This is a genomic window from Paenibacillus sp. FSL R10-2736, from assembly GCF_038000245.1.
Taxonomy (GTDB): Bacteria; Bacillota; Bacilli; order Paenibacillales; family Paenibacillaceae; genus Paenibacillus_AQ; species Paenibacillus_AQ phytohabitans.
The window spans coordinates 5,286,599-5,300,169 of the sequence record NZ_JBBOBN010000001.1 but is presented as its reverse complement, the minus strand read 5'-3'; the positions used below and the strand labels follow the sequence as shown (position 1 = coordinate 5,300,169).

Sequence of the window (13,571 nt, the reverse complement as noted above, 5' to 3'; positions counted from 1 at the left end):
CGCACAAAACTTTTAGGAGGCAATGGAAATGGACGAGAAACTGAAAATTGAGAGCAGACTGGCACAGATTGGTTCGATGGAGGACCCCGCGACAGGGGCGATTAATTATCCGGTGTACAACGCGACGGCATTCCGTCACCCGAGACTCGGACAGAGCACGGGCTTTGATTATATCCGCACCAAAAATCCTACCCGTTCTGTGCTCGAAGATGCGGCAGCGGTACTGGAATCCGGCGATGCCGGCTTCGCCTGTGCCTCGGGTATGGCTGCACTGACTACTGTGTTTGCTTTGTTTGGACAAGGTGATCATCTCGTTGTCTCGCTCGACCTGTATGGCGGAACGTACCGTCTGCTGGAACGGATTCTGTCCAAATACGGCATCAGTGCCTCCTATGTGGATACGAATGATCTGGATGCTCTGGAAGCTGCGCGCCAGCCGGGCACCAAGGGTGTATTCATTGAGACACCAACCAATCCGCTGATGATGATTACGGATATTGAAGCGGTATGTACATGGGCCCGCCACCACGGGCTGCTTACGATTGTTGACAATACGCTGCTGACCCCGTTCTTCCAGCGCCCTATTGAGCTTGGAGCAGATATCATCGTTCACAGCGCGACCAAATATCTGGGCGGACATAACGATGTCCTTGCCGGACTTATTGTGACCAAAGGTGCTGAATTGTCCGCAGAAATGGCGATTCTGCATAATTCACTGGGAGCTGTCCTTGCACCAAACGACAGCTACCAGCTGATGAAGGGGATGAAGACACTTGCCCTGCGCATGGAGCGGCATGAGAGTAATGCGCTGGCTCTCGCCCGTTATCTGCTGGAGCATCCGGCCATTGCCGAAGTCTTCCATCCGGGTCTGCCGGATCATCCGGGATACGAAATCCAGAAGCGCCAGTCCTCCGGCAACACCGGGATTTTCTCCTTCAAGGTGAAGGATGCCAGATACGTGGAGCCGCTGCTCCGCCATATCCGCCTGATTGCTTTTGCTGAGAGTCTTGGCGGTGTGGAATCGCTCATGACCTATCCGGCTGTACAGACTCACGCCGATATTCCGGCGGAAATCCGGGATGCGGTTGGCGTAGATGACCGGCTGCTGCGTTTCTCAGTCGGCATCGAGCATGTGGACGATCTGATCGCTGATCTTACGCAGGCACTGGAGGCCGCGCGCACCGAGCTGGAATAGGCATCTTGGAACCTTAGCAGCCAGATAGAATCACTGTATACATTGAACAGCAGCGCCAACGGGGTGCTGCTGTTTTATTTGGCGAAAGATTTTTCAAGCTCATCCGATTGTGATACGATGGGGGAACGAGTTTGTTTATTTTTTAAATTAAATTCATCTACTATACTTCATAGGATTAAGAGGAGGCTGCGAACGTTGAGTGCAATTGATCTTATTCTGGATAAGACACTTAAAGGTGAACGTCTTCAATTAGAAGACACAATCACGCTGTTCGAAAGCAATGAAATTGAGAAAATGGGCGCGGCTGCGGATATTATTATGAAGCGCTGGCACCCGGACCCGCTGGCTACATTCGTAATCGGCCGTAATATTAACTACACCAATGTATGTGATGTCTATTGCCGCTTCTGCGCCTTCTACCGCAGACCGGGTTCGGAGGAAGGTTATGTGCTTCCCGATGAAACTATCTATCAAAAGATAGCCGAGACGATCAGCGTGAACGGGACTGAAATTTTGATGCAGGGCGGAACGAACCCGAATCTGCCTTTCAGCTATTACACGGATATCCTGCGCGGAATTAAGCAGCGGTTCCCGGAGATCACCATGCATTCCTTCTCACCGGCAGAGATCATGAAGATGGTCGAAGTATCCGGACTGCCGCTGGAGCAGGTCATGCGTGAGATTCATGCCGCAGGCCTGGATTCCCTGCCCGGCGGGGGAGCGGAGATTCTCGATGACCGCACGCGCCGCAAGATCAGCCGGCTCAAAGGCTCCTGGCGGGAGTGGATGGATGTCATGCAGACCGCGCACCGGATCGGCATGAACACGACAGCCACGATGGTGATCGGTCTGGGTGAGAGTATGGAGGAGCGGGCGCTGCATCTACTGCGTGTCCGTGAAGCCCAGGACGAGTGCATAGCGAACAAATATGACTCCGAAGGATTCCTGGCCTTCATCTCCTGGACCTTCCAGCCGGATAATACGAACCTCAAGCTGGACCGGCAGACACCGGAAGAATACCTCAAGACCGTGGCAATCAGCCGTCTGGTGCTGGATAATATCAAGAACTTCCAGTCCTCCTGGGTCACGATGGGCCCTGAGGTCGGTAAGCTTTCCCTGCAATACGGCTGTAATGACTTCGGCAGCACGATGATCGAGGAGAACGTAGTTTCCTCGGCGGGCGCAACCTACAAGGTTAACATTGAGTCGATCACCCAGCTGATCCGCGAAGCAGGCAAGATCCCGGCGCAGCGCAACACGCGTTATGACATCCTGCGGACGTTCGAGGACGCCAATGCTAAGATTGACAATGACTTCATCATGCAAAACTAGAGGGTAGAACAACACCTGATGTGTTGTTACCCTACTAAGGTGAGAAAACGGGTAAAAACTACACTTTATGTAGTTTTTACCCGTTTATTTTTATTATTTTAACTACAACATTTGTTCAATTGAATATGCGTTCTTTGTCGTCTGGAAAAGGTTCGATTATCCATACAATCAATTATATGTTAATATTTTAATGTGAAATCACTTAAATAAGCTCATGGGAGGCTGAAGATGAAACGGATATCATTTGAACGCCCAACAGATCACTATGATGAAGGAATTACCGATATCGATAAAGAAATTTGTTCTTTGATAAAGCGAAGGAAGGAAATCTCTGGTAATAATCCAGGTTATCCTCCGTTTGAGTATATTTCTAAATGGTCAGAGACTTATGGACTCTATGAGGATTTCTTAAAGTCGTTATTTGGAAGTATGATGAATGAAAAACAATATAAACCATTAATTGAACCAGCGGGATTTAGACAACACATTGCAATCCTGAAGTCAGTCGTGATAGGGGAGCGGTTCTATACTCTAACTTCTATACGGCAATACACAAATGCAAGTGTACTAACACTTAGTATAGATTGGGACAATGAGCCGGAGATTGAATCCAAATCTCATCAACATAGCCACTATGAGCTATACATTAGCGAACAATATGACTCCCGGATGATTAGTGGGGGGAGCAGATCTGATCATGCTGCCTATAAATACGTTGTCTCCCCGCCATTACCTGACGATGCTTCAGGATTGCAATTGAGGTTCACACAATACATCAACCCTTTCAAGAAGAGCGAGACAGGCGACGAGATAGTATTTGAGATTTAGTAAAAGCGAAAGATAGCCCTTCAGCACATATTAGATGTGTAAGAGGGCTGTTTATCAATGTCTTTTTTCCATCTATTCCACCGGCACCGCTAGCATCAGCTACGGGCGAGCCAATTGTATTCGAAATTTCGCATACATTCTGCTCGTTGAGCCACGTGCGAGCCTTCGCTTAGCTTTTCCGGTATTGGCACCAGCCCCCATCAACTCACCCAAACCTTAAATATCGTTTGACCATCCCGCTCATCTTCATCAGCATAGATATCATTAAAGGAAGCGTCGCCCAGAGTCTTCAGGCGAGTCAGGTTATAGACTAGCGCAAACGCCAGCTTAGAATCACCAGTCCAATAGCCGTCAAACTGGTCTCCGCCAATTTTATTATAGGCATCACTCATAACCCATTCTTCTGCTTCCCGTAAAGTATCAAAGGTGAGCATTTCCCTAAACCAGCGGATATCTTTCCGGTTTGTGTTCCGGTTCTCGTCTTTGATCCAGAATAATTCTTCATGTGTATTCTTTCCCTCGTCCATAGTCAACCCTCTCCTTATAAAAATATGAATGCAACATATCCTTTTTTACATTTTACACAATTCGCAATTCTAGTTAACCCAGTTTGATAGATAGGAATAAGTTGATATGTTACGCTTTGACGGTCAATTTAAAGAGATTAACTGGGAGGGTATAAGATTCTATGGTACAAAAACGTTGGAATAAGCCTATTGCTTCAATATTGGCTACCGCTGTGATTACAGCACAGGTGCTGGGCGGAGTCGTTGCCGGTTCAGTACTGGGAGCCGGGAAGGCAGCAGCTGAACCTGCGTCAGGCGCGATCAACCTGCGGCTGATGAGTACTACAGATGTGCATACCAATGTGATGGGCTGGGATTACTTTAAGAACCAACCGTCTCTGACGGTTGGACTGGACCGGACGGCTACGCTGGTGAAGCAGGCCAGAGCCGAGGAGAAGGGTGTTAACAACCTTTTGCTCGACAACGGAGATTTGATTCAGGGTACACCGCTGGGTACGTACGCTTCGAAGCAGGTTGATGCAGACGGCAGGACTACACAGATTAATCCGATGATTGCAGCTTTGAATACCATGAACTATGATGCTGCGACACTCGGCAACCACGAATTCAATTATGGACTTCCTTATCTGGAGAGCATTACATCTGCGACTTCAGCCACATATGAGTATACAGACATTCCTTTTATTAATGCGAATGTGTATGCCGTAGACGGGGACGAGGATGATTCCAATAACCCGAACTATTTCACTCCTTATAAAATAATCGACAAGGCAGTTACCGACAGCAACGGAGCTACCCAACATGTTAAGGTCGGCCTGATTGGTCTCGTTACTCCGCAGATTATGGATTGGGACAAAGTCAACCTGGAAGGTAAGGTCATTACTAAGGACATCGCTGAAACGGCCGCTAAGTTCATTCCTCAGATGAAGGAAGACGGTGCGGATATTATCGTTGCGATGGCGCATACCGGATATGATAATAATGCAGTACCCGGAACCAAATCTGAGAATGACATCAAAGCACTAAGCCTCGTGCCGGGGATTGATGCGATTACGTTCTCGCATACCCATAAGGTATTCCCGGCTGCGACTGTGGAAGCGCTGGACGCATCCTTCAAGGATTCTACTGGTAAAGCAGTGCTGCCCGGCATCGATAATGCCAAAGGCCAGATCAACAATGTTCCAGCCGTTCAGGCGGGATTCGGCGGCGCCAATTTGGGTCTGATCGACCTGGCAATCGTTCCAGACCCACAGCGGAGCGGACACTTTATGGTGGATAAGAGCGCTTCGGTTTCGTCCACCCGTTCGATCTACAGAACGGAGAACAAGGTTAATATTGCAAACGTAGAGCCGGATGCTGAGCTGGATGCAGCAATTGCTGCCGATCACCAGGCTACGGTTGCTTATGTCAATCAACCCCTTGGACGCACGGATGTACCGATGAACAGCTTTTTCGCTATGGTGCAGGATGATCCGACGGTTCAGATCGTAACCTATGCCCAGAAAAACTATGTCGAGAAGCTGATCAACAGTGATCCTAACCTGGCAGCTTACCAGGGAATGCCCATCCTGAGCGTTGGCGCACCCTTCAAGGCCGGACGCAATAACCCGGATGAGTATACAGAAATCGAAGCGGGAGATCTGACGATCCGCAGCGCAAGCGACCTGTATCTCTATGACAACACGCTCAAGGCCATTAAGGTCAAGGGTGAGACTGTAAAAGAATGGGTTGAAATGAGCGCGGGTGCCTATAACCGTATTGATCCTGCGGTGACTACGGAGCAGCCGCTGCTCAACTCCGCATTCTCCGTATTTAATTTCGATGTTATCGACGGAATTAAATACACGATTGATGTCACCAAAAATGCAAGATACAAGCCTGACGGCACGGTGAATGACCTCACTTCTGAGCGGGTTACCTCCATTACCTACGATGACAAGCCGCTGGATATGAATCAGGACTTCATCGTAGTGACTAACAATTACCGGGCAAGCGGCGGCGGGAATTTCCCGGGTGTCAAAACAGGTGCTGCCGGTCTTACGATGGTGCTGGATACCCTGGAAGAGAATCGTCAGATTCTGATGGATTACATCAAGGAAGCAGGAAACGTTAACCAGCCGGCCGATAATAACTGGTCGATCGCTCCGGTCAAAGGCGATGTTAAGGTTACCTTTACTTCTTCACCTAAGGCTAAGAATGCACTTCCTAAACATGATAATATTACCGATACCGGAACCCAGAATCTCCGGGGTGACGAGATTTACAATCTCGACCTGAGTGGAAGCGTCAAAGTCCATCTGCTCGGCATCAATGACCTTCACGGACAATTGGATACGACATCCTTTGTAACTGTGGGTACGGAGAGCAAGCCTGTAGGAACTGCGGCGATTCTGGCAACCTACCTGAAGAATGCCCGTGCCAAATACGATAACACCCTGCTAGTCCACAACGGGGACTCTGTCGGTGCCTCTGCTCCGGTATCCTCCATGGAGCGTGACAAGCCGACCCTGGAATGGATGAACATGATGAAGTTCGATGTGGGAACCTTGGGTAACCACGAATTCGACCAGGGTGTTGAAGCATTGAAGGCACAAATTTTCGGCGGTGTGGACCCGGTTAACCCGAGCATTGTCCATGCACCTGTGAATTTCGATTACATTAATGCCAATGCGATTGACATGAAGACTGGAGAGCCGCTGATCAAGCCTTACACGATTAAAGAAATCGGCGGTGTAAAAATCGGGTTTATCGGCGTAGTAACCAAGGCAACACCAAGTAAGGTATCCCCTGCCGGTACAGCCGGTGTGAAATTCCTGAGTGCTGAGGAAGAAGTGGCTGCTATCGAAAAGTATGCTGCAGAGCTCAAAGGTAAAGGTGTCAACACGATCGTCGTGCTTGCACACGATCCGGCAACTACGAAGGTTGATGCGGCAACGAAGAAAAATGTATCCACAGGTGAGGCTGTAGATTTGGCGAATGCCCTCCCGGCTAATTCTCCGGTTGATGTTATTGTGGCTGGTGATAATCATGCCTACGCTAACGATATGGTGAACGGCAAACTGGTTGTTCAGGCCTACTCTTACGGTACTGCCTATGAAGACATCCGCCTGGCTATCGATCCGGAGACCGGAGAGGTTAAGAGCAAATCTGCTGAAGTAATTACTACCTTCCAGGAGAATGTGACGCCGGATGCTGAAACCAAAGCACTGGTAGATCATTATCTGGCTCTGCATCCTGAGCTGGCTAAGCCTGTAGGAACTACAGATGGAACCGTTACCCGTACAGATGTATATCTGAAGGAAGCTCCCCTGGGTAACCTGATTGCGGATGCTATGCGTCAGGCTGATTTCAAAGACGGCGCTGCTGGTCCTGCTGACTTTGCATTTATGAATCCGGGCGGTATCCGTGCCGATCTTCCTAAGGGGAATGTTCTCTTCGGTGATCTGGCCAAAATCCAGCCTTTCGGCAATACGCTGGTGAAGCTGACGCTTACCGGTGAACAGATCAAAACCTTGCTGCAGCAGCAATGGGCAGTTAAGGCTGACGGAACAGCAGACATCAAGACGCTGCAAATTTCCGGCCTGAAATATACGGCCAATATGTATCTGCCGGTTGCCAGCCGTGTGGCTAACCTGACCAAAAGTGATGGAACACCGATTGAAATGTCCAAGAGCTACACAGCTGTCGTCAATAACTTCATGGCTGCAGGCGGAGACAACTATAAGGTATTGACCCAGGCAAGTAAATCGCTGGCCGGACCAATCGATCTGGATGTATTCTATGATTACATTGTGAAGAAATTCAATGGCGGAGCTATTACTGCTGCAATTGAAGGACGGATTACCAACAATGCTGCTCCAGAAACAGATCCAGGCACTAACCCGGGTACTAATCCTGGTACTGGCACAGGGCCTGTAGCAACGGCGACACCTAAACCGACTGCTTCACCATCAGCTTCTCCTAGTCCAGCCGCATCAGCAACTCCGGCTCCGGCTGCAACCACCGCTCCGGCACAGAGCCCGGCCGTTCCTGTTACTGCATTCAAGGATTTGGATAAGGTAGCGTGGGCTGCAGAAGCTATTAATGCACTGGCGGCTAAAGGTATTGTAAAAGGCATCGACGGCACGAACTTCGCACCCGTGAAGAGTGTAACCCGTGCTGAATTCGTAACTATGCTCGTTCGTTCACTTAACTTGAGCAATACTGCATCAACAACTACTTTCAGCGATGTGAAACAAGGTGTCTGGTATACAGATACGATCGCTGCTGCTGTAAACGCCGGTTTGGTGAGAGGCTCAGGGAACGGTAAATTCGAACCGGGCCGTGAGATCACCCGTGAGGAGATGGCGATTATGATCGCTAATGCCCTCAAGGATCAGCTGCAGCCGGTCGATCCAGCTGCTCTGAATAAGTTTGCCGACAAGGCCAAGATTGCAGCTTACGCACAGCAGCCTGTGGCACAGCTGACCCAGCTGGGGATTGTCAACGGTGTAGACGCGCAGAAATTTGCGCCTAAGAGTATCGCGAACCGCGCCCAGGCAGCGGTCATTATCTACCGGATGCTGGAGAACAAAGCTTCCTGATTTCTATATGAATACAATTGAATAAGGCAAAAGGCCCGTGCACATTGTGCGCGGGCCTTTCCGTTTGCGAGGATGCTCAGGCTTGTCCAGCCCAGACCATAATACGTCCCGTTATTTCACTGCAGCTTCCCATTTACAGCGGATAGGGGAGACGATCGCATTTTCCTTTTTGAGCTCGGTGAAGGCCTTGTCGACCGCTTTGCGTTCCAGTCCCGACAGCTTTTCAACTTCACCTGCAGTTACAGGAGCTGCTGAAGCTTTAATGATTTCCAGTACTTGATCCTTAACACTCATGAGTTACACTTCCTTTGTTCATTGTGATTTGGTCCATTCTTATCTTCGTAACATTCGTAATGTCAGACAAATTATAAAAGAATAACGGTAAAGAGGCAGTGATTTTTTTACAATATCAGTTTACAGTTGTATCCAAAAGTGATATCATAATTATATCAAATACATATCTAATGGAGGCATCTTTATGAAAGAGAAAACATTGCATCCTGTCAGCGGATTCTGGGTTGTGGCTCTAATTGCTATTTGTATCGGGGGCGGAATTTACGGTGCCGTTCAGGAATACGTGGCATTGACTGTCATCCTGTTTGTTGCAGCCGGTATTCTATGTACGAGTATTACCGTCGTTCAGCCGAACAAGTCAGTGGTCGTGACCTTCTTTGGCCAATATGTCGGTACGATTGCAACCAGCGGGTTGTTCGCTGTCATTCCGTTCAGCATCCGCAAGACCGTATCACTGCGGGTCCGCAACTTCAACAGCGTGAAGCTGAAGGTCAATGATGTGGAAGGTAATCCGATTGAGATTGCTGCCGTGATTGTATTCAAGGTCATTAATTCGGCCAAAGCGCTGTTTGATGTAGATAAGTATATGGCGTTTGTGGAAATCCAGAGTGAAACGGCGCTGCGTCATGTGGCAAGCAAATACCCTTACGATAACTTCAATGAGACCGGCATGTCCCTGCGGGCCAATGCCGATGAGATTGCCAAAGAACTGGCGGTGGAGCTGCAGGAGCGTCTGTCCTTATCCGGTGTAGAAGTGATTGAAGCCCGCCTGACCCATCTGGCCTACTCCACAGAGATTGCCAGTACGATGCTGCAGCGCCAGCAGGCTTCGGCCATTCTGTCTGCACGCCAGATCATCGTGGAAGGTGCTGTCGGCATGGTGGATCTGGCGATCCGCCAACTCAAAGAGAGCGGTGTAGTTGAACTGGACGAAGAACGCAAGGCGGCGATGATCAACAATCTGATGGTGGCGATTGTGTCGGAGCGCGGAGCGAGCCCGGTCATTAACGCCGGCTCGTTGTACTAAGGCGGTAATATTATGGCGGCCAAAAAAAGCTTTCCGCTGCGGATCGATCCCGAACTGCACGAAGCGCTGGAACGTTGGGCGGGAGAAGAATTTCGCAGCGTAAACGGACATATCGAATACTTGCTGCGTGAGTCTTTGAAGCGCGCAGGCCGCTTGCCGGGTAAGAAACGCCGGGAAGAAGAATGAACAGCCTGGGGCGGCGGCGCTTCAGACTTGTATGACATGCCGGTTCCACTTGACGGAAGATAAGCTGAGATTTATAATTACCGTAATTCACGTTATCAGCTTCGACAAAGATATGAATCGATGTTCAGGACCGCTTCAGAGAGAGGAAACCTCAGGCTGCAATTTCCTCCGGTACCGGCTTTTGATTTACCCCTTTGTAGCTGCGGTTATGAATTCCTGGGATGTCCGTTTACGGACATCATTACGCAGGATAGTAAGAACCGCCGGTTCATGGCCGTTATCTCCATGCTGACGAAGGATTCTATTCTGCAATGCCGCTGCTCTGCAGCAGCTTTTGCATAATGGTATCGAATTTGGGTGGAACCACGGGTGCAATCACTCGTCCCTTTGCGGGACGGGTGTTTTTTGTGTGCAGAAGCTAACTTTTAGGAGGAAGAAAAATGTCAGTAAATATCAAACTTCCGGACGGTTCGGTCCGGGAATATGCCGATGGCAGCAGCATTGATGATGTAGCAGCCTCGATCAGCAGCGGACTGCGCAAGAATGCCGCAGCAGGTAAAATCAACGGAATCGTCGTGGATCTGTCCACTCAGCTGCAGGAAGGCGATCTTGTAGAGATCGTTACCCTGGATTCCCCGGAAGGCCTGGAAGTGATGCGTCACAGTACAGCTCACCTTATGGCCCAGGCGGTAAGACGCCTGTTCGGGACTATGGAGGTTAAGCTCGGAGTAGGTCCGGTCATTGAAGACGGCTTCTATTATGATATGGATCTGGAGCATCCGCTTAATCCGGAGGATCTGCTGAAGATTGAGAAGGAAATGGAGCGTATCGTTTCAGAGAACCTGCCGATTGTCCGCCATGAGGTAAGCCGTCAGGAAGCACTGGACAGATTCGGTGAGCTGGCTGATCCTTACAAGCTGGAGCTGATTCAGGCGCTGCCGGAAGACAGCGTGATTACAATCTATGAACAGGGCGAATTCTTCGACCTCTGCCGGGGTCCGCATTTGCCGTCCACTGCGAAGATCAAAGTGTTCAAGCTGATGAACGTAGCCGGTGCCTACTGGCGCGGAGACAGCAAGAACAAGATGCTGCAGCGTGTATACGGAACTGCCTGGATCAAGAAGGCCCAGCTTGACGAGCATCTGCGCCTGCTGGAGGAAGCGAAGAAACGTGATCACCGTAAGCTGGGCAAGGAACTGGAAATCTTCACCTTCAACCAGCTGGTTGGACAAGGCCTGCCGATCTGGCTGCCTAAGGGCGCCAAGCTGCGCAGCATTCTGGAGCGCTATATTGTGGATCTGGAAGCCAGCCTTGGTTACCAGCATGTCTACACTCCTGTACTGGGTAATGTAGAGCTGTACAAGACTTCTGGACATTGGGAACACTACCAGGAAGACATGTTCCCTAAGATGACGATCGATAATGAGGAGTTCGTGCTCCGTCCAATGAACTGCCCGCATCACATGATGATCTATAAGAGCTCGATGCACAGCTACCGCGATCTGCCGATCCGTATTGCCGAGCTGGGTATCCAGCACCGTTATGAAATGTCGGGAGCCCTGACAGGCCTGCACCGTGTCCGTTCGATGACACTTAATGATTCCCATATCTTCTGCCGTCTGGACCAGATCAAAGGCGAGTTCATCCGCGTGCTGGAGCTGATCAAGCAGGTATACAGCGACTTTGGGATTGAAGATTACCGTTTCCGCCTCTCTTACCGGGACCCTAAGGATACAGAGAAGTATTATGCCAATGATGAAATGTGGGAGACTGCACAGCGCATGCTGCGTGAGGTTGTCGAAGAAGCCGGCCTGCCGTTCTACGAAGCCGAAGGCGAAGCAGCCTTCTATGGTCCGAAGCTGGATGTTCAGATCAAAACAGTATTGGGCAAGGAAGAAACACTGTCGACAGTACAGATCGACTTCCTGCTGCCAGAACGCTTTGAGCTGGAATATGTCGGTGATGACGGACAGAAGCACCGTCCGGTTGTCCTGCACCGCGGGATTCTAGGAACAATGGAACGTTTCGTAGCGTTCCTGCTGGAGAACTTTGCCGGATCACTGCCGCTGTGGCTGTCTCCGCAGCAGGTAAAGATTATTCCGGTATCCTCGGCCTTTGATGAATATGCGAAGGAAGTGGCTGCCAAGCTGCTGCGCAGCGGCATCCGCGCCGAAGTCGATTTGCGCAATGAGAAAATGGGTTACAAAATCCGTGAAGCACAGCTGGAGAAACTTCCATATATGTTCGTTGTAGGCGAGAATGAAATGAATGCCGGCAGCGTGTCGATCCGCAAACGCGGAGAAGGCGACATCGGTGCCAAACCGCTGCAGGAAGTCATCGATTCGCTTGGACAGGAAATTGCGGAACGCGTAATCTAAAGCATATACAAGCTATTAATAGTACGTATAATTACCAATAAATAACCTCTGTTATAAGCTGCGTGGGACCGCTATTATGCGGTTTCAGGTATAAAATTTTGTGAAACGGGAAACCTTCGCTATATGGGGAGGTTTAACTAATGAACAAAATGGGCTTATACCAGAGGTTTTGGTGTCTTTTCGTCACCATCGTGCTTCTGCTGACAGCAGCCGGGATCTACCCGGATTATTCGCGCAAATCGGCACAGGCAAGAGGGACGGAAGACACTGCAGGACAACTGAGTGCAGTCACCACGAATTCTCAGGTTCAGCGTCAAGAGGCAGGTTCGGCATCCCGTCTGGGAGGCTCTTCGCGGTTAAGACAGCCGGTTACCGTTCAGGCTCCTAAGCCAGCACAGGTGCCGGAAAGTAAGCCGAAGGCGAAGGCAGCCGCCAAGCAGCCGGATTCGGTACCGGTAGCTGCACCTGCGCCGGAGCAGATCATCACTTCAATGAAAGTAACAGCGACCGGCTATACGGCCGGATACGAATCCACAGGTAAGACCGCGAAGCATCCACAGTACGGAATTACGTATTCGGGTGTCAAGGTACGCCGGGACAAGAATGCCGTATCCACCATTGCTGCGGACCCGAAAGTTCTGCCTTTGGGAAGTATTTTATATATACCGGGTTACGGATATGCTATAGTGGCCGACACCGGTTCGGCGATTAAAGGGCGGAAGATTGACCTGTACTTCAGCACCACCAAGCAGGTGTATAAGGAATGGGGCAAGAAGACGGTTGTCGTCCAGCTCATCAAACGAGGCAACGGAAAATGTACGGAGAGTATGCTGAAAAGTCTTGGACATGCAATCCAGACCTATAACGCAGTGCCGCAATATTTGCTGGAAGAGGTTATTTAAGGGTTGGGCCGGCCTCACTGAGTTTGAATTATTTTTCACGTAAGCATGCATAATACGGCTTCACATTTCCCATAATATCGACTGGGGCAAGTGACTTGCCTCTTCCGAGATGAGGGAGGTGAACAATTCCGTGGCTAATTCCAAGAAACCAAAGGTACAAGAGAACTACAAAACACCGAATGAAAAATACAATGCTGAGTTTGCCGTTGAGAACGACGGTGCAACTACTAAGAGCAACACGTTCTCCAAACCGGTACAAAAACCGCAGCAGTAATGCTGGGGTTGCCGGTATGAGCATTTGAAGCGTCAAGGCTGTCCT

11 protein-coding genes are annotated in these 13,571 nt (G+C 49.9%); 9 read left to right on the top strand and 2 right to left on the bottom strand.

All coding sequences use genetic code 11. The annotated features are described in order from the left end of the window. Positions 1-28: 28 nt before the first annotated feature. The 3 genes from NSQ73_RS22725 (at position 29) to NSQ73_RS22715 (ending at position 3,355) form a co-directional block, all read left to right on the top strand. Positions 29-1,195, top strand: coding sequence for an aminotransferase class I/II-fold pyridoxal phosphate-dependent enzyme (locus NSQ73_RS22725; protein WP_340988284.1), 1,167 nt, complete (start codon positions 29-31; stop codon positions 1,193-1,195). A 195-nt stretch (positions 1,196-1,390) separates the two neighbouring features. Then, the gene (gene mqnC, locus NSQ73_RS22720; protein WP_042135145.1) at positions 1,391-2,527 is read left to right on the top strand and encodes a cyclic dehypoxanthinyl futalosine synthase; all 1,137 of its coding nucleotides are present in this window, start codon (positions 1,391-1,393) and stop codon (positions 2,525-2,527) included. A gap of 228 nt (positions 2,528-2,755) precedes the next feature. After that, a complete protein-coding gene (locus NSQ73_RS22715) occupies positions 2,756-3,355 on the top strand; it encodes a hypothetical protein (protein WP_042135146.1) in 600 nt (199 codons plus the stop codon). A gap of 200 nt (positions 3,356-3,555) precedes the next feature. Here the strand turns inward: NSQ73_RS22715 and NSQ73_RS22710 are convergent, their stop codons facing one another. Continuing rightward, a complete protein-coding gene (locus NSQ73_RS22710) occupies positions 3,556-3,882 on the bottom strand; it encodes a hypothetical protein (RefSeq protein ID WP_340988283.1) in 327 nt (108 codons plus the stop codon). Positions 3,883-4,043: 161 nt separating this feature from the next. On the opposite strand from NSQ73_RS22710, the gene NSQ73_RS22705 reads away from it, so the two are divergent. Continuing rightward, positions 4,044-8,465 carry a bifunctional 2',3'-cyclic-nucleotide 2'-phosphodiesterase/3'-nucleotidase gene (locus NSQ73_RS22705; RefSeq protein WP_340988282.1) on the top strand — a complete coding sequence of 1,474 codons (4,422 nt, stop codon included), beginning with the start codon at positions 4,044-4,046 and terminating at the stop codon, positions 8,463-8,465. A gap of 111 nt (positions 8,466-8,576) precedes the next feature. Here NSQ73_RS22705 and NSQ73_RS22700 read toward each other — a convergent pair whose 3' ends face one another. Further along, positions 8,577-8,759, bottom strand: a complete 183-nt coding sequence (locus NSQ73_RS22700) for a hypothetical protein (RefSeq protein ID WP_039303325.1) — start codon at positions 8,757-8,759, stop codon at positions 8,577-8,579. Positions 8,760-8,943: 184 nt separating this feature from the next. Here NSQ73_RS22700 and NSQ73_RS22695 point away from each other — a divergent pair, with 184 nt between their 5' ends. From NSQ73_RS22695 to NSQ73_RS22675, 5 genes are all read left to right on the top strand, one after another. Continuing rightward, positions 8,944-9,786, top strand: coding sequence for an SPFH domain-containing protein (locus tag NSQ73_RS22695; RefSeq protein WP_076242656.1), 843 nt, complete (start codon positions 8,944-8,946; stop codon positions 9,784-9,786). A gap of 12 nt (positions 9,787-9,798) precedes the next feature. Beyond that, a complete protein-coding gene (locus NSQ73_RS22690) occupies positions 9,799-9,972 on the top strand; it encodes a toxin-antitoxin system HicB family antitoxin (protein WP_039303331.1) in 174 nt (57 codons plus the stop codon). A gap of 440 nt (positions 9,973-10,412) precedes the next feature. Continuing rightward, positions 10,413-12,350, top strand: a complete 1,938-nt coding sequence (gene thrS, locus NSQ73_RS22685) for a threonine--tRNA ligase (RefSeq protein WP_340988280.1) — start codon at positions 10,413-10,415, stop codon at positions 12,348-12,350. A gap of 338 nt (positions 12,351-12,688) precedes the next feature. Further along, entirely contained in the window at positions 12,689-13,252 is a 564-nt protein-coding gene (locus tag NSQ73_RS22680) for a 3D domain-containing protein (protein ID WP_418793975.1), read from the top strand. 130 nt (positions 13,253-13,382) lie between these two features. Beyond that, complete coding sequence (locus NSQ73_RS22675) at positions 13,383-13,526, top strand: hypothetical protein (RefSeq protein ID WP_156118574.1); 144 nt, start codon at positions 13,383-13,385, stop codon at positions 13,524-13,526. Positions 13,527-13,571: the final 45 nt, after the last annotated feature.